The sequence below is a fragment of the Leeuwenhoekiella sp. H156 genome, assembly GCF_052218455.1.
In the GTDB taxonomy this organism is placed as follows: Bacteria; Bacteroidota; Bacteroidia; order Flavobacteriales; family Flavobacteriaceae; genus Leeuwenhoekiella; species Leeuwenhoekiella parthenopeia.
On sequence record NZ_CP197499.1, the window covers coordinates 3,435,329 to 3,454,999 of the forward strand.

The 19,671-nt window shown below is 41.5% G+C and carries 21 protein-coding genes; 11 read left to right on the forward strand and 10 right to left on the reverse strand.

Annotated elements, in window-relative coordinates:
* Positions 1-41 precede the first annotated feature (41 nt).
* Together ACSSS3_RS14540 and priA are read left to right on the forward strand one after the other, a co-directional pair.
* A complete protein-coding gene (locus tag ACSSS3_RS14540; RefSeq protein WP_228228215.1) occupies positions 42-470 on the forward strand; it encodes a DUF2147 domain-containing protein in 429 nt (142 codons plus the stop codon).
* A 69-nt stretch (positions 471-539) separates the two neighbouring features.
* Positions 540-2,993, forward strand: coding sequence for a replication restart helicase PriA (gene priA, locus ACSSS3_RS14545; protein ID WP_442845242.1), 2,454 nt, complete (start codon positions 540-542; stop codon positions 2,991-2,993).
* A gap of 52 nt (positions 2,994-3,045) precedes the next feature.
* On the opposite strand, the gene ACSSS3_RS14550 is transcribed toward priA, so the two are convergent.
* Complete coding sequence (locus ACSSS3_RS14550; RefSeq protein ID WP_228228213.1) at positions 3,046-3,747, reverse strand: LytR/AlgR family response regulator transcription factor; 702 nt, start codon at positions 3,745-3,747, stop codon at positions 3,046-3,048.
* A gap of 206 nt (positions 3,748-3,953) precedes the next feature.
* Between ACSSS3_RS14550 and rpsF the strand changes: the two genes are divergently transcribed.
* From rpsF to ACSSS3_RS14570, 4 genes are all read left to right on the forward strand, one after another.
* Positions 3,954-4,292 carry a 30S ribosomal protein S6 gene (rpsF, locus tag ACSSS3_RS14555; protein ID WP_228228212.1) on the forward strand — a complete coding sequence of 113 codons (339 nt, stop codon included), beginning with the start codon at positions 3,954-3,956 and terminating at the stop codon, positions 4,290-4,292.
* Between the two features lie 2 nt (positions 4,293-4,294).
* The gene (rpsR, locus tag ACSSS3_RS14560) at positions 4,295-4,594 is read left to right on the forward strand and encodes a 30S ribosomal protein S18 (RefSeq protein WP_009780627.1); all 300 of its coding nucleotides are present in this window, start codon (positions 4,295-4,297) and stop codon (positions 4,592-4,594) included.
* 14 nt (positions 4,595-4,608) lie between these two features.
* Positions 4,609-5,058: a 50S ribosomal protein L9 gene (gene rplI / locus ACSSS3_RS14565; protein ID WP_228228211.1), complete on the forward strand. Its 450-nt coding sequence runs from the start codon at positions 4,609-4,611 to the stop codon at positions 5,056-5,058.
* Between the two features lie 66 nt (positions 5,059-5,124).
* The gene (locus ACSSS3_RS14570; protein ID WP_442845243.1) at positions 5,125-5,601 is read left to right on the forward strand and encodes a DUF6495 family protein; all 477 of its coding nucleotides are present in this window, start codon (positions 5,125-5,127) and stop codon (positions 5,599-5,601) included.
* Positions 5,602-5,635: 34 nt separating this feature from the next.
* Here the strand turns inward: ACSSS3_RS14570 and ACSSS3_RS14575 are convergent, their stop codons facing one another.
* The gene (locus ACSSS3_RS14575; RefSeq protein ID WP_442845244.1) at positions 5,636-6,877 is read right to left on the reverse strand and encodes an ABC transporter permease; all 1,242 of its coding nucleotides are present in this window, start codon (positions 6,875-6,877) and stop codon (positions 5,636-5,638) included.
* 155 nt (positions 6,878-7,032) lie between these two features.
* Here ACSSS3_RS14575 and hisS point away from each other — a divergent pair, with 155 nt between their 5' ends.
* Complete coding sequence (gene hisS, locus ACSSS3_RS14580) at positions 7,033-8,406, forward strand: histidine--tRNA ligase (protein WP_442845245.1); 1,374 nt, start codon at positions 7,033-7,035, stop codon at positions 8,404-8,406.
* Between the two features lie 37 nt (positions 8,407-8,443).
* Here the strand turns inward: hisS and ACSSS3_RS14585 are convergent, their stop codons facing one another.
* The gene (locus ACSSS3_RS14585; protein ID WP_228230830.1) at positions 8,444-9,904 is read right to left on the reverse strand and encodes a TonB-dependent receptor; all 1,461 of its coding nucleotides are present in this window, start codon (positions 9,902-9,904) and stop codon (positions 8,444-8,446) included.
* Positions 9,905-10,013: 109 nt separating this feature from the next.
* Between ACSSS3_RS14585 and ACSSS3_RS14590 the strand changes: the two genes are divergently transcribed.
* Positions 10,014-10,778 (forward strand): MBL fold metallo-hydrolase, encoded by a 765-nt coding sequence (locus tag ACSSS3_RS14590; protein ID WP_228230829.1) that lies wholly within the window; start codon positions 10,014-10,016, stop codon positions 10,776-10,778.
* A gap of 5 nt (positions 10,779-10,783) precedes the next feature.
* Positions 10,784-11,266 (forward strand): hypothetical protein, encoded by a 483-nt coding sequence (locus tag ACSSS3_RS14595; RefSeq protein ID WP_442845246.1) that lies wholly within the window; start codon positions 10,784-10,786, stop codon positions 11,264-11,266.
* Here the strand turns inward: ACSSS3_RS14595 and ACSSS3_RS14600 are convergent.
* The 7 genes from ACSSS3_RS14600 to ACSSS3_RS14630 all read right to left on the reverse strand — a co-directional run bounded on the left by ACSSS3_RS14600 (position 11,263) and on the right by ACSSS3_RS14630 (position 18,201).
* Complete coding sequence (locus ACSSS3_RS14600) at positions 11,263-11,916, reverse strand: alpha/beta hydrolase (protein WP_228230827.1); 654 nt, start codon at positions 11,914-11,916, stop codon at positions 11,263-11,265. The genes ACSSS3_RS14595 and ACSSS3_RS14600 overlap by 4 nt on opposite strands.
* A gap of 1 nt (position 11,917) precedes the next feature.
* Positions 11,918-12,247 (reverse strand): DUF4870 domain-containing protein, encoded by a 330-nt coding sequence (locus ACSSS3_RS14605; protein ID WP_228230826.1) that lies wholly within the window; start codon positions 12,245-12,247, stop codon positions 11,918-11,920.
* A 3-nt stretch (positions 12,248-12,250) separates the two neighbouring features.
* Entirely contained in the window at positions 12,251-13,504 is a 1,254-nt protein-coding gene (locus tag ACSSS3_RS14610; protein WP_442845247.1) for a dihydroorotase, read from the reverse strand.
* Positions 13,501-15,411, reverse strand: coding sequence for a BatA domain-containing protein (locus ACSSS3_RS14615; RefSeq protein WP_442845248.1), 1,911 nt, complete (start codon positions 15,409-15,411; stop codon positions 13,501-13,503). Before ACSSS3_RS14615 ends, ACSSS3_RS14610 begins: the two co-directional genes overlap by 4 nt.
* 40 nt (positions 15,412-15,451) lie before the next feature.
* Positions 15,452-16,660: a sensor histidine kinase gene (locus tag ACSSS3_RS14620; RefSeq protein ID WP_228230823.1), complete on the reverse strand. Its 1,209-nt coding sequence runs from the start codon at positions 16,658-16,660 to the stop codon at positions 15,452-15,454.
* Positions 16,661-16,766: 106 nt separating this feature from the next.
* Positions 16,767-17,558 carry a TIGR02757 family protein gene (locus ACSSS3_RS14625; RefSeq protein ID WP_442845249.1) on the reverse strand — a complete coding sequence of 264 codons (792 nt, stop codon included), beginning with the start codon at positions 17,556-17,558 and terminating at the stop codon, positions 16,767-16,769.
* Positions 17,539-18,201: an ABC transporter ATP-binding protein gene (locus ACSSS3_RS14630; protein WP_228230821.1), complete on the reverse strand. Its 663-nt coding sequence runs from the start codon at positions 18,199-18,201 to the stop codon at positions 17,539-17,541. Before ACSSS3_RS14630 ends, ACSSS3_RS14625 begins: the two co-directional genes overlap by 20 nt.
* 253 nt (positions 18,202-18,454) lie before the next feature.
* On the opposite strand from ACSSS3_RS14630, the gene msrA reads away from it, so the two are divergent.
* Together msrA and folE are read left to right on the forward strand one after the other, a co-directional pair.
* Positions 18,455-19,006 carry a peptide-methionine (S)-S-oxide reductase MsrA gene (msrA, locus tag ACSSS3_RS14635; protein ID WP_442845250.1) on the forward strand — a complete coding sequence of 184 codons (552 nt, stop codon included), beginning with the start codon at positions 18,455-18,457 and terminating at the stop codon, positions 19,004-19,006.
* 31 nt (positions 19,007-19,037) lie between these two features.
* Positions 19,038-19,637 carry a GTP cyclohydrolase I FolE gene (gene folE / locus ACSSS3_RS14640; RefSeq protein ID WP_442845251.1) on the forward strand — a complete coding sequence of 200 codons (600 nt, stop codon included), beginning with the start codon at positions 19,038-19,040 and terminating at the stop codon, positions 19,635-19,637.
* The last annotated feature ends 34 nt before the right edge of the window (positions 19,638-19,671 follow it).

A 19,671-nucleotide genomic window follows, 5' to 3' on the forward strand; every position in this document is an offset into this window, starting at 1 on the left:
TATAAAACTTTAGAATTTTCTTTAACTCTTAATTATTAAATATGAAAAAAATAACTGCTTTTTTAATGTTTGCTTTGTTTGCTACAGCCGGGCTTTTTGCCCAGGAGGTAACCGGTAAGTGGAAGTCAATTGATGATGAGACCGGAGAAGCAAAATCAATCATCGAGATCTACAAAAAAGACGGAAAAGTATACGGAAAAATCGTAGAAATCCTTAACAAGGATCGTCAGGATGCTAAATGTACCGAGTGTGACGGCGCAAACAAGAACAAGCCGATTATGGGTATGGTCATCATGAATGGATTAGAAAAGGATGGCGATGAGTATAATGGTGGAACAATCTTAGATCCACAGAGTGGAAAAGAATACAAGTGTCTTATCGAACTCGAAAATGCAAACAAACTTAAAGTACGTGGCTATATTGGTTTCTCTCTTTTAGGAAGAACTCAGTACTGGACGCGCGTTCAGTAAGCTTATAAAATACATTAAAGAGAAGGCTGTTTTCAATCCTGAAGACAGCCTTTTTTTTATCTTTACCCGGTGTATTTTGTAGACGTAATTTTACCAATTCCTGTAGAGAAAGCATTTACTTATAGTATAAGCGAGGCTGAATACAGTTTTATTAAGCCGGGAATGCGCCTGGCTGTTCCTTTTGGTAAAAACAAAATCTATACCTCGCTTGCTATTCGCGTACATCAGGAAGAGCCCCGCATTTATGAGGCTAAAGAAATCGAGCAAATCCTCGATGAGACCCCGGTAATTAATCCTGAGCAGCTCAATTACTGGAAGTGGATGGCTACCTATTATATGGCTACTCTGGGGGAGGTGATGCGTGCAGCATTGCCGGGAGCTTTTCTCCTCGAAAGCGAGACTATCATCAAGCGATTGGTTCAAACTATTCCCGAGGACATCGAGCTGGAAGATGAGGAGGCCCTTGCAATTCTTCAGGCATTTGAGGGGCGTACCGTATTGCGCATCAGCGAAGTGATGCAGTTACTCGATAGAAAAAAAGTTCTGCCCATCATCAATACCATTATAGATAAAGGTTTGGTAGCCCTCGATCAGGAGATTTATGAAGCTTACAGACCCAAACTGGTCAAGTATGTTCGTTTAGCAGATTCCTATAAGGTCGAGGATAAAATGCACGAGGCTCTAGATGAACTAGATCGGGCGCCGAAGCAGCGGGAATTACTACTTACTTATTTTTCGTTGCAGGCAAGGTCTAAAAAGCCTTTAAAGGCCAAAGAATTACAGGCCCAGGCTCAGGCTTCCTCCGCGCAATTAAAAGCCCTTGTAGATAAAGGTATTTTTGAGCTCTTCGAACTGCGACAGGATCGCATATCCTATAAAGGTGCAGATGATACTCAGGTAAAAAATCTTAACGATGCGCAGAGCGCTGCATTAGCAGCTATCAATGCTTCCTTTGAGCAGCATGACGTATGCCTGCTGCACGGTGTAACAGCTTCAGGCAAGACTGAAGTTTACGTTAATCTCATAAAGTCTTATCTCGATGAAGGAAAACAGGTACTTTATTTATTGCCTGAGATTGCTCTTACAACCCAATTGGTTTCGAGGCTCCAGGAATATTTTGGTAATAAATTATCGGTTTATCATTCAAAATATACCGTTCACGAGCGCGTAGAGGTCTGGAATAATGTTTTAAATAAACAGGATAAAGCCCAGCTCATTCTGGGTGCCCGTAGTGCATTGTTTTTGCCTTTCAGCAATCTTGGGCTGGTTGTGGTAGATGAGGAGCACGAGAATAGCTACAAGCAATACGATCCTGCACCCCGTTATCAGGCGCGGGATGCCGCTATTGTGCTGGCATATCAGCAAGGCGCGAAGGTGTTGTTGGGTTCGGCTACGCCCTCTCTTGAAACCTATTATAATGCATCTGTAGGCAAGTACGCTTTGGTAGAACTTAAGCAGCGTTACGGTAATATTTTAATGCCTGAAAATACCATCATTGATATTCAGGATCGTCATCGTAAGAAAAAAATGAACGGTCATTTTAGTGAAGATTTGATTTTGGCTATTCAGGAAGCTCTTCAGGAAGGAGAGCAGGTTATTTTATTTCAGAATAGAAGGGGCTATTCTCCGGTACTCGAATGTAAGACCTGTGGTCACGCGCCCCAGTGTCCCAATTGTGATGTGAGCCTTACCTATCACAAGCACCGCGGGCAGTTGCGCTGTCATTATTGTGGGTATCACATCGCCATGCTCGAGAAGTGTATGGCCTGCGGAAGCATTGAACTGGATACTAAGGGTTTTGGGACGGAGCAGGTAGAAGGCGAATTGCGTCAATTGTTTCCGGATCATAATATTGGCAGGATGGATTCTGATACCACCCGGGGAAAATTTGGCTTTGAAAAGATAATAACCGCATTTGAACAGGGAGAAATAGACATCCTTGTAGGAACACAAATGCTTACCAAAGGCCTCGATTTTAGGAATGTTACCCTGGTGGGGATTTTAAATGCAGATAATATGCTTAACATCCCGGACTTTAGAGCGCACGAGCGCAGTTTTCAATTGATTCAGCAGGTGTCGGGAAGGGCAGGGCGTACCCAAAAGCGCGGCAAGGTGTTGATACAGAGTTACAATCCACATCATCAGATTTTGCAGCAGGTTTCTGTTAATGATTATGAGGCTATGTACCACGAGCAGCTCGAAGAGCGGCACATTTATAAGTATCCGCCGTTTTGTCGTTTGATAAAAATTACCCTTAAACATCGTGATTTTCAAAAAATAGAAGAGGCTTCAATCTGGATGGGACAAGCTCTTAAGAATGTATTTCAGGAACAGATTCTTGGCCCCGAACCACCACCTATTTCACGTATACGCAATGAATACCATCGCAACATTCTGGTAAAAATACCCCGAAAGCAAAGCCTTGAAAAAACCAAAAAAGCAATCCTGAAAGTGCGAACTACGTTTTCGAGCATAGCTCAATTCCGCAGTGTGAAAATTATGCTGAATGTAGATAACTACTAGGCATAAAAAATCCCACAATAAGCGGGATTTTAAGTCTTTACGGGAGAACCTTTTAGTTTGAGAGGGCTTCCATCAGTTTGGTTTTCTTATGTCTGCTTAAAGGAATTTTATCTCCTTCAATCTCTATGTTTCGGCTGTTGTATTTTTCAACCTTATCCAGATTAATGATATACGATTTGTGTATACGCATAAATCGCTCAGCGGGTAACTGAGATTCAAAAGCTTTCATGGTAGAAAGAACGATGATGGGTTCATTATAAGTAACCAGTTTCACATAATCGCCCAAAGCTTCAATAAACTTCAGGTCATTGAGGAACACTTTCTTTTTCTTAAGATTACTCTTTACGAAGATATAATCATCATCCTCCACATTTCCTTCGGTTTTAAGACGGTGCAGGTTTATCGCTTTATGCACAGCGTTTAAAAAACGATCTTTGGTAAGCGGCTTCCTTAAATAGTCTATCGCATTGTAATTAAATGCTTTATAGGCATATTTAGTCTTTCCGGTAACAAATATAATTTGTGGTTTATGTACTAAATCATCCAGAAGATCAAAGCCTGTAAGTATAGGCATCTCAATATCGAGAAAGATCAGATCTACCTTGGTTTCCAAAAGACCATTTTTGGTCTCAATAGCATTGTTGTATTGAGCCGCCAGTCTCAGGTTAGGATGATCTTTAATCATCTTGACGATGGCAAGCCGTTGCAGGCTGGAATCATCAACTACAGCGCAGTCAAGTATAAGTTCTTCCAATGTTGTTATTTAAAAAAATGTTAATACAGACAAATCTAATTAGAAATACCATACAAACCAACTTTTTTGTGTAGTTCATCGATTATTTTGCATTTATGATAATTCGTACGTCAAAAGAGGAGGTTAGTGGTCGAATTATATGAACTAACTTTTGTATTTTCTATAAATTAGACTACTTTTGCACTCCTTTTAAATAAACTATAAATATGAATCATTACGAAGCTGTTTTCATTTTGAATCCCGTTTTATCTGATGATCAGGTAAAGGAAACAGTAAAGAAGTTTGAAGATTTACTTGTTTCTAACGGTGCCAAGATGATTTCTAAAGAAGATTGGGGGCTTAAAAAATTAGCCTACACAATCCAAAACAAGAAAAGTGGTTTTTACCATCTTTTCGAATTCCAGGTGCCCGGTGAGGCAGTTGCAACATTTGAGCTTGAGCTTAGACGTGACGAGCGCATTATGCGTTTCTTAACTGTTAAGCTTGACAAATATGCCGTAGAGTGGGCCGAAAAACGTAGAAAAAGAAACAAAGAAAAAGCATAGTTATGGCATCATCTATTGAGCAACAAGCAAAAGCTAAAAAAGATGGGGAAATCAGATATTTAACTCCGTTAAATATTGAAACCTCTAAAACTAAAAAATACTGTCGTTTTAAGCGTTCAGGTATTAAGTATGTTGATTATAAAGATGCAGACTGGTTGGCGTCATTTGTAAATGAGCAGGGTAAATTGTTACCTCGTCGTCTTACCGGTACTTCTTTAAAGTATCAGCGTAAAGTGAGTGTTGCCGTTAAACGCGCACGTCACCTGGCTCTTATGCCTTACGTAACTGACTTGTACAAATAAAAACTAGATAAGAGATGGAAGTTATTCTTAAAAAAGACGTCGACAATCTAGGATTTGTTGATGATTTAGTAACTGTTAAGAACGGTTACGGTAGAAACTATCTAATACCTCAGGGTTTTGCTATTTTGGCAACTCCTTCTGCAAAAAAGGTATTGGAAGAAAACCTAAAGCAACGCGCTTATAAGGAGAAGAAAGCTGTCGATGCTGCAAAAGCACAGGCTGAAAAAGCAAACGGTCTTGAAATTAAACTTACTGCTAAAGCAGGTGAGGCTGACAAACTTTTCGGTTCTGTTACAGATGCAGACCTTGCTGAAGCTTTGGCTAAAGAAGGAGTACAAATCGATAGAAAATACATCACTATCGCTGGTGGTAACATCAAGCGTTTAGGTCAATACGAAGCCAGTCTTCGTTTTCACCGTGATGTAATCACAAATCTTACTTTTGACGTTGTAGCAGAAGCTTAAGACTTTTGAATTATATTAAAAAGCTTCCGCTATCGCGGGAGCTTTTTTTATTTAAAAAATTCAGTAATGAAATACATCAGACTTACTAAAGAACAACTTGATGAAATGCACCAGGAGTTTATAAATTTTCTGGCAACACAGTCAATCACCGCAGACGAGTGGGAGTCTATAAAACGCGATAAGCCCGAGGTTGCAGAGCAGGAACTGGACGTCTTTAGCGATCTTATCTGGGAAGGTGTTTTAAGCAAAGTGCAGTATCTCGAGCATTTTTCGGCCCAGCATATGTTTCTCTTTGAAGTAGGTGCTGTTAAAATAAGTATGATTTCTATTGAAGTCGAAAATAAAAGCATCGACATAACCACAGCTGCTGGTTACAAATGGCTTCAGGAAAATTTCATGAAAGACGATGTAAATCTGTACACCTCGAGTAAGCTGCTTTCTGATGATCGCAACAATGATATTTTCGTCTTAATACGGCAAGGTGCAAATATCACACAGGGCGATCTGTACAAGTGGTTTGAGAAATTTGTTGAAGTAGATTAGCTTACCTAATCTCATTCCTAAATTCAAATTTAGATTACTCGTAGCGCAGCGATTCTACCGGGTCTAATTTTGCGGCTTTAACTGCAGGTAAGAGGCCTGCAATAATCGCTACAATCAGCGTTACTGCGGTAGCCGAAAACATAGCCAGCCAGGGTGTGGTGAAATTAAAATTAGCTACAGAAGATATGAGAATTCCGATGGCTATTCCCAGAATAATTCCAAGTATACCGCCAAACTGACCTATCATAATCGTTTCCATTAGAAACTGTCCTGCAATGGTGCTCTTTTTGGCTCCCAACGCTTTACGTACACCAATTTCGCGGGTACGTTCAGTAACCGAAACCAGCATAATGTTCATAAGGGCTATCGATGAACCCAATATCGTTATCAGGCTTATAACCCAGGCGGCAATAGAGAGATAACCGCTTATTTCACTAATTTGGTTGATTAGGTCATCACTTCTGCCTATTCCAAAATCATTTTCTTCAACAGGCGCGAGTTGTCTGATATTTCTAAAGGTGATGATCGCTTCATCGAGAGCTCCTTCAAAAGCATCTTTATTATCTACTTTCACACTTACCGAATAATTGATGTTGGGTTGTGTAAATAGGGACCTCGCAACCTGAATAGGGATAATTACCCGTAAATCCTGATTATTTCCAAAAGTTGAACCCTTTTCTTCAAGCACTCCTATGACCTTAAAGCGCGAGCCGCGAATGCTGATGGTTTTATTGATGGGATTTACGTTTTTGAGCAGTCCGTTTTTAAAATCGCTTCCCAAAATACAAACCCTATTGTTGTTTTGAATATCAAACTGCGTAAAATCACGGCCCAAAGCTAAATCCAGGCCGGAGTTTTCAAGGAAGTTTTCATTGGCTCCAAGTACGGTGACTTCTGGATCTGTTTCTTCATTTTCAAATTTTACCTCGGCGGTCGAGGTACCGGTAAAGGAAACCGAAACCTGAGACGTAGGAAAAACATAGTTTTCTTCGAAGGCTTTCACCTGTGTGTAGCGTATCACAGGATTTATTTTTTGATCTTCACCGCTTCCGCGTCTGCGGGTATTAAACTCATACCGCTGTATATTAAACGTATTGGCACCCATAGAGGAGAAATCACTGCTTATGGTGTTTTCAAGCGCTTTAACCAGGCTTAAAATGGCCACAAGAGCCGTAATACCTATTGCGATAATCAATACGGTAAGTATGGTGCGCAACAATTGCGTACGTATAGAATCAAAAGCGATGCGCACATTTTCGCGAAAAAGTGAAAACATAAATGTTAGTTTGTAACCATAGGTCTGCTAAAGTTCTAAAAAGTTACCGTTTTATAAAATAAAGAAGCACAAACCCTCATTTTTTAAGATATTTGCAGCCCCCTAAGGGGGAATTAAATAGTTTATAATTTCAAAGCCTAATAACAACAGATAATATGGCTCAAAAACCCAGTATACCTAAAGGAACCCGTGATTTTTCCCCGGAAGAAGTATCGAGACGCAATTACATCATCAATACGTTGCGTCATAATTTTGAGCTGTTCGGCTTTCAGCCTATTGAAACTCCGTCTTTTGAAAACAGCAGCACGCTGATGGGTAAATACGGCGATGAAGGCGACCGGTTGATCTTTAAGATTCTGAATAGCGGTGATTATTTGAGTAAAGTTTCGGAGGAAAACTATGCTGCAAAGGACAGCAATGCATTGACATCAGAAATCTCAGAAAAAGCCCTGCGTTACGACCTTACCGTGCCATTTGCACGTTATGTGGTTCAGCATCAAAATGAGATTGAGTTTCCGTTTAAGCGGTATCAGATACAGCCGGTATGGCGTGCAGACCGTCCGCAAAAGGGTCGTTTTCGTGAGTTTTTTCAATGTGATGCAGATGCGGTAGGTTCGCAATCGCTGCTTCAGGAAGTCACTTTTGTACAATTGTATGATGCGGTTTTCACCGATTTGGGACTGAAAGGCACCACGGTTAAAATGAACAACCGTAAAATCCTTTCCGGCCTTGCCGAAACCATAGGTGCTTCAGATAAACTCATTGATTTTACCGTAGCGCTTGATAAACTCGATAAAATAGGGGAGGAAGGTGTGATCACCGAAATGCTTTCCAAAGGAATTACTGCTGAAGCGATTGAGCGCGTTAAGCCCATTTTTAAGGTAAGCGGAAGCTTTGCGGAGAAACTTTCGGTTTTAAAAGAACTTTTAGCTGATTCAGAAACCGGAAAACAGGGAATTGAAGAATTACAATACATCAACGAGAAGATTGAAGCTTTAGGCCTTAAAACCGTAACCCTCGATCTGAATGTCACTTTAGCCCGCGGACTCAATTACTACACGGGAGCGATTTTTGAAGTGGCTGCACCAAAAGGCGTGCAAATGGGAAGTATTGGCGGTGGTGGTCGCTATGATGATTTGACTAGTATTTTTGGATCTAACCAACCACTTAGCGGCGTCGGGATTTCTTTCGGTTTAGACCGCATTTACCTGGTGCTCGAAGAGTTAAATCTATTTCCTGAACAAGCCATTAAAGGTACGCGTCTTTTATTCCTCAATTTCGGCGAAAACGAAGCGCTGTATTGTTTAAAAGCCGTTCAAAGTTTACGCGAAGCGGGCATCACTGCAGAGCTTTATCCGGACAGTGCCAAGATGAAAAAGCAAATGTCTCACGCCGATAAGCGTAACATCAACTTTGTAGTACTCGCGGGTACTCAGGAAATGGCAGATGGGGTGTATACCCTAAAAAATATGAAAACGGGCGAGCAGCAATCTTTAAATCTGCAGGCTCTAATAAAGGCTATATCTTAAATAAAAAAGCGGGATCATTTGATCCCGCCTTTTTATTTTATTGAGCTTCTTCCTGTTCCACAGCCGGTGGCGTGTAGTCAAAAAGCCGCTGATCTTTGATCTGCTGGGCGATTCCGTTAGGTAACATAGCTTCCCAGCCCGGCTCACCGGTTGAAATCATTTTAAGTACCTGTCTGGAGAATACATTGAGGATATCGGGGTTGTAATCTTCAATATCTACCACACGACCGTTATATTTGAAGAATTTGTACAATTCTTTCATACGCGGATGCACCTTCAGGTTTTCGCTGGTAAAGAATTCACCGGTTTCGGGATCACGCATAGGATACAGATATACGCGTAAATCTTTAAAGAATAGCTTGCCAAAAGCCTCCAGAATTCCACCGCTGAGATGGCGGTAATACGACTCGTCAAAAATATCGATCAGGTTATTGACACCCATCGCAAGACCCATACGTTCTTTGGTGTAACGTGAGAAGTACTCAACCAGTTTATAATATTCCTGAAAGTTTGAAATCATTACGGTATGCCCCAGATTACACAGCAGACGCGCACGATCCATAAAATCTTCTTCGTCGATTTCTCCTTCTGCCCGAAGGTTTGAAAGGGTAATTTCAAAAATAACTTCGGTATTGTCTTCGCTTACCCGGTTTTCATTTAAGAAGATCTGAAGCGATTTGCGGTACATATCGGTATTCACCTTGGTTACCGGTCTAAAGCTTCCGCGTAGCGCAAGAATATTCTTTTTGTAAAGGATTTTTGCAGCCAGAATGTTGTTTCCATCAGGGCCAAACATTACGGCATCTGTAAATCCGTTTTTAACCAGCTGTAAACTCATCAGACGGTTGTCAACCTTTGCAAACTCAGGCCCCGAAAAGTTAATCATATCGATCTCGATCTGATCCTTATCGATATGATCGTAGAGGTAGCGCAGTAATTTTTTAGGAGAATCATACTTGTAGTAGGCTCCGTAAATCAGGTTTACACCCAGCGTACCCAGTGTGAGTTGCTGCAGGCGTGCATCGGTCTCGTGAAAGCGCACGTGCAGGATAATCTCGTTAAAATCGCCACCCGGTTTGGTCTGGTATTTTATTCCTACCCAACCGTGTCCTTTATATTTTTTAGCAAAATCTATTGTGGCAACGGTGTTGGCATACGTGAAATAGATCTTGTTAGGATGCTTTTCGCGGGAAATACGATTCTCCAGCAAATTGGTCTCGTGAGCCAGCATTTTTTTGAGTCGGGACTCAGTGACATAGCGCTGATCTTCCTCCACACCATACACTGCGTCGCTAAAGTCTTTATCGTAAGCAGACATAGCTTTTGCGATAGTACCACTGGCACCCCCCGCTCTAAAAAAATGCCTTACGGTTTCCTGACCGGCACCTATTTCGGCAAAAGTACCGTAGATGTTTTCATTCAGGTTAATACGTAGGGCTTTATTGTTAATCGAAGGGATATTTTCAAACTCTTTGTCACCTTGAATTGTGATAGGCATATTGCGTAGGTTTTGGGTGAGTACTGGTCATATTATTGACGGGTTAAAGATACCAAAATGGTAGGGCTTAGAAAAAATAAAGTGTAGTTTTGTGTTAAATTTCACAGGTTTGAAAATCACTTTTCTAGGCACAGGCACATCGCAGGGAATCCCCATTATTGGCAGTAATCACCCGGTTTGCAAAAGTGAAGATCCCCGTGATACACGCTTGCGGGTTTCGGCACTTATTGAAGTAAACGGCTATAATTATGTAATTGATTGCGGGCCAGATTTTAGGCAGCAAATGCTGACTCACCAGGTTGATCATTTGGATGCTTTACTTTTTACCCATGAGCACGCAGATCATACTGCGGGACTCGATGATATACGTCCGTTTTTCTTCAGACAGGGCGATATCCCTATTTATGCACACAAACGGGTTGTGGGCGAACTCAAAAAACGTTTTGATTATATTTTTAAGACCGAAGACCGCTATCCCGGAGCCCCGGCTGTAGCCATCAACGAGGTTGTGAATAATGAATCTTTTCAATTGAATGATCTTGAAGTAACTCCTGTAAATGTGATGCATGCCAATCTTCAGGTTTTTGGTTACCGCTTTGAAAACCTGGCTTATCTTACCGATGTTAAAACCATTGCCGAAGAAGAAAAGGCCAAGTTGAAAGGTCTTGATGTTCTGGTTGTAAATGCCTTGCGCAAAGAACCACACTATTCGCATTTTAACCTGGAGGAAGCGCTTGATTTTGTTGCCGAAATAAAACCCAAAAGAACCTATTTTACCCACATCAGCCATTTGTTGGGTTTTCACGCAGAAGTTGAAGATAAACTTCCTGAAAACGTACACCTGGCTTATGATGGCTTAACTTTAGAATTATAACTACCATGCGCCGTAGCATTTTTATGTACCTTTTTTTATTTGCAGCATTATGGATTGTTTTTCAATACGTAAACGCCAGCAAATCTTTTGATAGACAACAAGATAAAATTGAGCGTCTGGAAGTTGAGCTTGCAGAAGTGAACGATTCTCTTGCTTCAATTGATCTCAATGCCGGTCGTTATTTTAAACTAACCGGTAATGAAAATGCCTACGATTACTTTGAACGTTTTGGTGTAGAAGTCGGTGGTCTTGAGAGCCGAATCGAAACCGCTCTGGTTTCTAAGAATTCAACTTCAGGTAACCCGCTTATTCCCTATGAGAACGCCACCGGAGTTTTTCAAATTAATAAAGTGGAAGTGCTGAATCACAAATGGGTGATCGCCGATTTCAGCGACGGAAAACGCTGGGGCGAATTAATCTTGCTTTATGATGTTGACAAAGACGGAAGCATCAGTTTTGAAACCCTGCAGAGCGTGATTTATCCTTAATGCTTCAGTAGCCAGTCCCGTAAATCGTAGAAATTCTGCGGAGCCACCCCGTGTCCCACAGGATATTCGCGTAATCTCCCTTTAATCCCCAGTTTTTCAAGATACGCGGGTACTTTCCGCGCAGCGCTAACCGGAATAACCTGATCTACCGTACCGTGCGAGCTAAAAACCGAAAGATGCTCATAAGCACTCAAATCAGATTTCGGGTCTGTTATGGCCTCATTAATGTAGCCGCTAAGACCAATTAAATTTTTCACCTTTTCAGGATAGGTGAGTGCCACTGCATAGCTCAAAATACAACCCTGACTAAAGCCGAGTAGTGTCACATTTGAAGCATCCAGATCGTAAGCGTCGACTACTTCGTCTATAAATTTCACGAGCAGGTCACGGGCTGCTAAAGCCTCTTCGTCATCAGACCATTTTCCGTCTGTAGCATCCCAGTGAATGGTGTACCAGGCATTGCCATAAGGTTGCATAGCTAATGGTGCTTTCGCAGAAATGATAAAATACGTTTCAGGCAGCTCGGGAGCGAATGAAAACAAGTCCTCTTCATTGCTTCCGTACCCGTGTAAAAGCAGCAAAAGAGGCGGTTTTGAGTCGGTTTGTATTTTTGGTTTTTGAATAAGGTGTTCTAGAGAGAAATTGTTCATGCTATTCTATAAATGTGAACCATTTTTGAAAATATTTACCCAATAGTGGTACCGGGATGGCATTGCCCTGAAAGGCATTAACCACACCATAACCCCATAACACAAAAATAAACAGGTAAAAGCCGGCGGTTGCACCCCAGTTATTGAGGTAAGAAACCATAAATCCAAGGGCAAAAAAAGTAATAAATATGCCAAATGCCTGCCTGATGTGAAAACGTGCAAAGGGATTCTTGGATTCCAGATTCATGAAAATTGCGATGATCGCCCCTACAATGGTTATATAAGCAACAATTGCCCGGGTTTTACCCTCCTGTATTTCTTCTGTTGTCATGATTTAGGAAGCTATAAATTGATTATTTGCGATTATGCCGTAAACACTTCCCCGGAGTTCCGCACCTAAAAATGCCGCATTTTTAGATTTTGAGCGTATCTGTTCTTTAGTGAAGGTGTTTGTGCCTTCGGTAGTAAATAACGTGAGATTGGCGGTTTCTCCCGTCCTGATCTGAGTCCTGACACCGGTAAAGCGCTCCCTGCCTTTGGTAAGGGCTTTTACAGCTACTTCTGCAGAAACGAGTTGGAGCAGAGCACCAAGCGTTGCTTCCTGAGCAATAGTTCCAAATTTGGCGTGATCAAATTCAAGTTTTTTCAATTCGATATCCAATGGATTGTGGTCACTGGTCACCATGTCAATGGTACCATCTTCAAGACCGGCAACAAGCGCTTTTCGGTCTTCCTCGGTGCGCAGAGGAGGTAAGACTTTATAGCGTGTGTCAAAATCATGAAGGGCCGCATCGGTGTAAAACAAATTGGTAATCCCAACACTACAGGTCACATCCAGCCCTTTTTCTTTGGCTGCTTTAACAAGCGCCACACTCTGTGCTGTAGAAATTGTAGGGATGTGTAGTTTACCCCCTGCATATTCCAGCAGGTATAGGTCACGGGCTATCTGCAAGTGCTCGGCCAGAGCAGGAATTCCTTTAAGACCCAGTTGAATGGCGGTTTCTCCTTCATTTGCCATCCCGTTAATAACTAAATCATTTTCCTGAGGAAATGATAAAACCAGGCCGTCAAAGCCCTGTGTATATTGCAAGGCTAGCTTTAATAAATTGGGATTCTTAATCGCGTGCTGATAATCGCCAAAAGCCACCGCACCGGCCTGCTGCATGTCGTACAGCTCAGCCAGATCAATACCTGCACCGTTTTGGGTGAGTGCGCCAATGGGGTAGAGGTCTACCGCGTGACCGGAAGATTTCGTTTTTAAAAAGTTAATCACGGCGCTGTCATCTGCAACCGGTTTGGTATTCGGGTTGACCGCAATGCCGGTAAAACCACTTTTTGCCGCTACCTGAAGTCCGTTTTTAAGCGTTTCCCGTTCTTCATAACCCGGTTCGCCCATACTAACACTGGAATCAAACCAGCCTGCAGATACGTGGAGATCTTTAAGCTCAATGATTTCTTCGTCATTTTTAGCGGAGAGGGATTCGGCGATCTCTGTGAGTACTCCATTTTCGATGCGCAGGTCAACTAATTTTCCATTCAAGGAGTGGTTGTCGTCTATAAGCTTTGCCTGGACTATGCGTGCGTTCATTTAAAGAATTTTAGGATAAGCATTTCTGATAGGAATGCAAACAGTGCAAAAATAACAAACCATTTGGAAAGGAGGTTAAGATTTGAGGCTTCCTGCAGTTCATTGATCAGGCTGCCCACTTCATCGTAAAGCTCATGTTCTTCAAAGTTTTGTTCCTGCAATGCGCTTTCTAAGCGGTTGTAATTATAGGCTACCAGAGCTAGTGTGTCATTTTTATGTTTAAGTGCGTAAACGCCTGCTTTATCAAGTCCCGGCGTTTCGGAGATGGTGATTTTTGAGCCGCGTTTCTGCTGTAAGGGAATGATCTGATCGCCCTTATTCTCGAGTACCAGTACAGCATCTTCCGGCAGCGTAGCTTCAATCTCATAAGTAGCATTGTCGCCAAACGTATAATACAACCTGGGCGATTTTAAAGCTTCGACGGCGATTTTATCAAAAGTAGGTACAATAAGCTGTCCGTTTATAAAATTGCTGTTTCCCGCATTCAATGCTCCTGTAAAAACGTAAAGGCCGTTACTTTCAGCGAGGAATACGGCTCCATTTTCCAGCCCAAGTATAGACCCGGTTCCGGTGAGCGGAAAATAAGATTGCAGTACGTGCGATTGCAGATTAGATGTTCTGCCGCTAAATACATTTTGATAGAGTGGATGATCATAATTGATACTCGTAATGCGCTGTGCAGTCGTGTTCTTTTCGCCGAATGGCAGAAAACCATAAGCACCCAGTAGCGGAGTGTAAATTTCCCTTCGGGCATCGGCAGCAGGAATAAGGATTAACGTGCCGCCTTGCGCTGTGTTTGACCTGAGCTGATTAATAAGAGCTTCCGGAATGTTTGAAAGCTCATTTAGGACTATTAAATTTTGATCTGCGAGTAAACTGTAATCCAGTTCGGCAGATTGAACAATTGTAAGCTCATAGTCGGGAGACCGGTACAGACGCGAAATGAAATCTGAATCGGTATTGGATATAGCCAAGACTTTTAAAGGTCTGGGAGCGCCTGCGGCGAAATAAAACTGGTTGTCGTAGTTGAGATTAGGATCTTCAATGCTAAGTTTTCCGGCTATTTGATTTTGTGTTTCCAGACTGAAATAAACCGAGGTCGTATCGCTGTTATTAAAATTTGCGGTAGCCTTAGTGAGCAATTGATCGCCGTTATATACCGAAACCGGAACCTGGTTTTCTAAAGGTGTTGTAGCTGATAACCAAACCCGGAATTTCATTCCGGCCGACTCAAGCTCCGAGCTCAGACTGTCTAAAGCAATGTTGCTGTAATCAATAGGTTTAAGCATTACATTGTATAGATTTAAGCTGCCGGAATCCGGGTTTTTTTCGGGTTGTAAATCCTGAAAATCACTTACAAGGATTAATCGTTTGTTTTTTGTACGATCTTTTGAAAAGAGGGATTTGAGTTGCAGCATTAAATTTTCCTGCGATAGGGTGGCAGACGTATAATCCAGATCCTGCAAAACCGAGCGGTCTTTAGCCGGATCAAAATCTTTTGACTGGTTGTCCCAGGTAGCCAGGGTAAGGGTTTTGCCTTTAGGCAGGTTAGCGAGTAAATCCTGTTTGACCTCATTAAGCAAAGTGCCTTTGTCGCCCTGAGCCTGCATGCTGAATGAATTATCAATAAACAAAACGGTTTCCTGTTCCTGCAGTGCAGCGCCTGTTTCCGGTATAAAAGGCTGGGCAAAGGCCAAAATTAATCCTGCCAGGGCACAGAGCCTGGTTAACAGAATAAGCCATTTTTTTAGGGTATTGCTTTTGCGGGTGTTTTGCACCACGCGTTCTAAAAAAACCACGTTAGTAAAGGCTGTTTTCTTAAATCTCCTTAACTGAAACAGGTGAATGATAACAGGGATAAGCAGTAAAAAAAGGAAGTAAAGAATTTCGGGGTTTTTAAACTGCATAGTGCTGGCAATTAGCTGGCCTAAATTAGCGGTTTTTGATTTAGGAACTTACTTTTTTGATGGTAAAATCAAAAGTAGCTCCCTTTCCTTCCTCACTGCTTACACTGATGATTCCACCGAGAGATTGAACCAGGTTTCTTACCGTAGATAAGCCTATACCGTTTCCTTTCTTTCCTTTGTTATCAGCATCTGTAGCAGTACTAAAGAGGTCAAAAATCATCTCCTGCTTGTCTTTGGGTATGCCTTTTCCGTTATCAGAAACCTGAATGTAATAATACGCGTGGTCCTGAGTACATTTGATGTTGATGATACCCGTTTCCTTATCGTTGTACTTTAAACTATTGGTAATCAAATTCAATAAAATCTGGTTTACCGCAGATTTATTGGTAATCAGTTCCATCGGGTTTTCCGGCAGGTTTATGATGTAATCCTCATTAATATTAAGGAGATCTATAAGTTCTTCAAGTAAATCCTGAAGATCAAAAGCTTCGGCTTTTTCTGCTGACTGTTCTTCGCTTTCGTAATAGGAAAGTAAATTGTCTATATAATCACTGAGCGAAAATGAAGATTGCTTGAGATAAGACAAATAGTCATTTCCCTGCGCATCGAGTTTAGGAGCATATTTAGCCCTTAAAATATCTGTTGTGATTATCATATTGGCCAAAGGCATTTTCATATCGTGTGATACCGTGCCTGCAAACTTGCGTAATTGTTCATTTTTTTTCTGAAGCAACTGCTCGATTTCAAGCAGTTTGAGATTGTTTCGCCGCAGTTCAAAAAGATTTTCAACCTGACTTGCCAGATCTCTCAGCGATTCGATCTGAGTTGCAGAGAGCGTTCTTGGTTTACTGTCAATCACACAAAGTGTACCCAGCGGATGGCCATTTTTGGTAAGCAGAGGCACACCTGCATAAAAAATAACGGGCGTCTCGAGTCTTGTTAAGGGATTATCCTTAAATCGGGGATCTTTACGCGCATCATTTACAATTGTAATTTCCCGGGGATTCAAAATCGCATGAGAACAGAAAGAAACATCCCGCTCGGTATCACAGAAGTCTGTACCTATTTTTGACTTAAAAAATTGCTTTTCTGCCTTTATAAGAGTTATCAGCGCTATAGGCACCTCACAGATCGCAGAGGCCAGACGGGTAATTACATCATAATTGGCATCAGGCTCGTAGGAAAGCTGAAGCTCTTCCAGTTCCATAAGGCGTTCAGATTCAAAAGTAGGTAAGGCCGGTATTTGCATGATGTTGGTTGGTTAAAAACAGTTGGTCTCTTTCTAAAATTATGCCACTTAAACCAATTAGAGCCATAGTGACACACTTTTCTTTTTAAGGCTTTAATATTAAAAGCTAAAAAAGTTCTTTTTCAAAGGCGCTCAGGCCAAAAAGCGCAAAGTCGTATTTAACGGGATCTTTCGGGTCAAATCGTCTCAGGTTCTTATCGAGCTCGGCTAAAGCTGTCGCATCGTTTTGTTTGCGTTTGAGTAAACCCAGCTGGCGTGCGACTCTCCCGGAATGTACGTCAAGCGGACACGAGAGCAGAGCAGGAGAGAGGCTTTTCCAGATCCCGAAATCCACTCCGGCATCAGCCGGTCGAACCATCCATCTTAAAAACATATTGATGCGTTTGGCGGCTGATTTCTTTAAAGGGTCACTCACGTGTTTACGGGTGCGCGGGAGATGCTCTACTTCAAAAAAGCGTTTTTTGAAATGATGAATAGCAAGTTGAAGATCGCCCTGCTCCAGATTGTTATGAAATACAGCCTCCAGCCCGTTATATTTTGAATAAATATGCTTTAAGGCGACGATAAAGGTTGCAAGATCTTCCCCGTTGAATGTACGGTGAACAAAATGCTGAAGTGTGTTTAAGTCTTCGGCGGAATGGTTGATGACAAAGTCGTAAGGATTGTTTTCGAGAAGTTCAACCAGTTTATTACTGTTTGTAATGATGCTTTTGCGATTGCCCCAGGCAATAGTGGCGACAAGAAAACCAATGATTTCTATGTCTTCCTTTTTGCTGAACTGATGCGGAATTTGAATGGGATCGGTGCCTATAAATTTTGGATTCTCATAGTAAGCGGCTTTTTCGTCCAGAAATTCTTTTAGTTCACTTTTTTTAAGTTTAAGTGATGATTTTGCCATCTACCATAGTAAGTTTACGATCTGCCATTGCAGCCAGATCTTCATTATGTGTCACGATTACAAAAGTCTGATTGTAAGTGTCGCGCAGTTTGAAAAACAATTTGTGCAGATTTTCGGCAGATTCGCTGTCCAGGTTACCCGAAGGCTCATCGGCCAGAATAAGTGCCGGTTCATTTATAAGGGACCGCGCAACGGCCACCCGTTGCTGTTCACCGCCCGAGAGTTGACCGGGTTTGTGCTCAATACGATGCGCCAAGCCTAAAAAACCTAAGAGGTCTTTGGCGCGCTTTTCGGCTTCTGCTTTGCTCTTTCGGGCGATAAAAGCCGGTATACAAACATTTTCAAGGGCTGTAAACTCGGGTAAAAGCTGATGAAACTGAAAAATAAAACCAATATTCAGGTTGCGGAATTTGCTCAGCTCCTTCTGTCCCAGCGCATGCACATTGATATCGTTAATACGTAGTTGTGTACCCGCGTGCTGGTCTGCCTTATCAAGTGTGCCTAATATTTGCAACAGCGTGGTCTTACCGGCGCCGCTGGCACCTACTATAGATACGACCTCGCCTTCAGAAATTTTTAAATCTACTCCTTTAAGTATTTGTACATCTCCATAGGATTTATACAGGTGTTCTGCTACAATCATCCAATACGCGTTTTTAGGAATCTGTTGTTGTTTGTGCTTCTCCTTATTATAAGAGTAAGTTACCACAACTGCATACGACTTAGCCTTGACTGTTTAAGCCGCTTTTAAATTGGAGCCAAAGATACTATTCGGCATAAGAATTACAGATGCAAATGCGGTTTTTATGGTATTTTGTTTAATCTTTTAAAGAAATGTATTAACAAAAGGTTAAACTCGATTTAACCTGTTGATCAGATTCTATCTTTGTTTAGCTATGAAAACAAATTTAATTAAAGCTACGTTTGCCAGTGGATGTTTCTGGTGTACCGAAGCTGTATTTCAACGATTTACCGGAATTTATAATGTGCGTAGCGGTTATACCGGTGGTCAAATCAAAAACCCACCCTACCGTGAAGTGTGTCAGGGACGTACCGGCCACGCTGAAGCAATAGAACTGGAATACGATCCCGAATTGATTTCGTATAAAGACTTACTACAGGTATTTTTCACAACACACGATCCAACTACTTTAAACAGACAGGGTAATGATGTAGGCACGCAGTATCGTAGCGCTATTTTTTACCATTCTGAATCCCAAAAGCAAGAAGCTATTGACTACATAAATTATCTTGAAGCGGAGCAGGTTTTTGAAAGTAAAATAGTTACTGAGGTGACTGAAGCCAAACCTTTTTATTATGCCGAGGATGAGCATCATGAGTTTTACAATAACCATCCTTTACAGGGCTATTGCCAGTTTATCATAAATCCTAAGATCAATAAAATCAAAAAGCTGTATCAGCATAAACTACTTCCCGAATACCGCTAATCATTCATTTTAATAGTTAAACCCACCCATTATGTCCCCGTACCGAAAATTTGAAGAGTATAATATTGAAGTTAAAGAAGATGTCAAAAACCGTTATAAATCAATCATTACAGATCTGGGCGAGGACGTTAATCGTGAAGGAATACTCAAAACTCCCGAGCGCGCTGCAAAAGCAATGATGTATTTAACCAGTGGTTATGACGTTGATGCTTCTGAAATTTTAAGTGGCGCAATGTTTAAGGAGGATTACAATGAAATGGTAATTGTCAAAAACATTGAACTCTATTCGCTTTGTGAACATCACCTTTTACCATTTTTTGGTAAGGCACATATTGCCTACATACCCAATGGTTACATTGTAGGTTTAAGCAAAATACCTCGTATCGTAGATGTTTTTTCGCGTCGTTTACAGGTGCAGGAACGGCTTACGCACAATATTCTGGAGTGCATTAATGATACGCTAAAACCGCAGGGCGTTGCAGTTGTGATCGAAGCTTCACATATGTGCATGATGATGCGTGGCGTACAGAAGCAAAACTCAACGACGACAACCTCAGGATTTAGAGGACAATTTGAGAATAGCGAAACGCGCAACGAATTCCTTAAATTGATATCAAATGATTTGTCTTAGACTTTGGCAGGTTTTTTGGTACATATAAACAAAA

Bases quoted from the DNA above. Each gene is read 5' to 3' on its own strand.
- ACSSS3_RS14540 (WP_228228215.1), top strand. From the start codon at position 42: ATGAAAAAAATAACTGCTTTTTTAATGTTTGCTTTGTTTGCTACAGCC.
- rpsF (WP_228228212.1), top strand. From the start codon at position 3,954: ATGAATCATTACGAAGCTGTTTTCATTTTGAATCCCGTTTTATCTGAT.
- rpsR (WP_009780627.1), top strand. From the start codon at position 4,295: ATGGCATCATCTATTGAGCAACAAGCAAAAGCTAAAAAAGATGGGGAA.
- rplI (WP_228228211.1), top strand. From the start codon at position 4,609: ATGGAAGTTATTCTTAAAAAAGACGTCGACAATCTAGGATTTGTTGAT.
- ACSSS3_RS14570 (WP_442845243.1), top strand. From the start codon at position 5,125: ATGAAATACATCAGACTTACTAAAGAACAACTTGATGAAATGCACCAG.
- ACSSS3_RS14575 (WP_442845244.1), bottom strand. From the start codon at position 6,877: ATGTTTTCACTTTTTCGCGAAAATGTGCGCATCGCTTTTGATTCTATA.
- hisS (WP_442845245.1), top strand. From the start codon at position 7,033: ATGGCTCAAAAACCCAGTATACCTAAAGGAACCCGTGATTTTTCCCCG.
- ACSSS3_RS14585 (WP_228230830.1), bottom strand. From the start codon at position 9,904: ATGCCTATCACAATTCAAGGTGACAAAGAGTTTGAAAATATCCCTTCG.
- ACSSS3_RS14595 (WP_442845246.1), top strand. From the start codon at position 10,784: ATGCGCCGTAGCATTTTTATGTACCTTTTTTTATTTGCAGCATTATGG.
- ACSSS3_RS14600 (WP_228230827.1), bottom strand. From the start codon at position 11,916: ATGAACAATTTCTCTCTAGAACACCTTATTCAAAAACCAAAAATACAA.
- ACSSS3_RS14605 (WP_228230826.1), bottom strand. From the start codon at position 12,247: ATGACAACAGAAGAAATACAGGAGGGTAAAACCCGGGCAATTGTTGCT.
- ACSSS3_RS14610 (WP_442845247.1), bottom strand. From the start codon at position 13,504: ATGAACGCACGCATAGTCCAGGCAAAGCTTATAGACGACAACCACTCC.
- ACSSS3_RS14615 (WP_442845248.1), bottom strand. From the start codon at position 15,411: ATGCAGTTTAAAAACCCCGAAATTCTTTACTTCCTTTTTTTACTGCTT.
- ACSSS3_RS14620 (WP_228230823.1), bottom strand. From the start codon at position 16,660: ATGCAAATACCGGCCTTACCTACTTTTGAATCTGAACGCCTTATGGAA.
- ACSSS3_RS14625 (WP_442845249.1), bottom strand. From the start codon at position 17,558: ATGGCAAAATCATCACTTAAACTTAAAAAAAGTGAACTAAAAGAATTT.
- ACSSS3_RS14630 (WP_228230821.1), bottom strand. From the start codon at position 18,201: ATGATTGTAGCAGAACACCTGTATAAATCCTATGGAGATGTACAAATA.
- msrA (WP_442845250.1), top strand. From the start codon at position 18,455: ATGAAAACAAATTTAATTAAAGCTACGTTTGCCAGTGGATGTTTCTGG.
- folE (WP_442845251.1), top strand. From the start codon at position 19,038: ATGTCCCCGTACCGAAAATTTGAAGAGTATAATATTGAAGTTAAAGAA.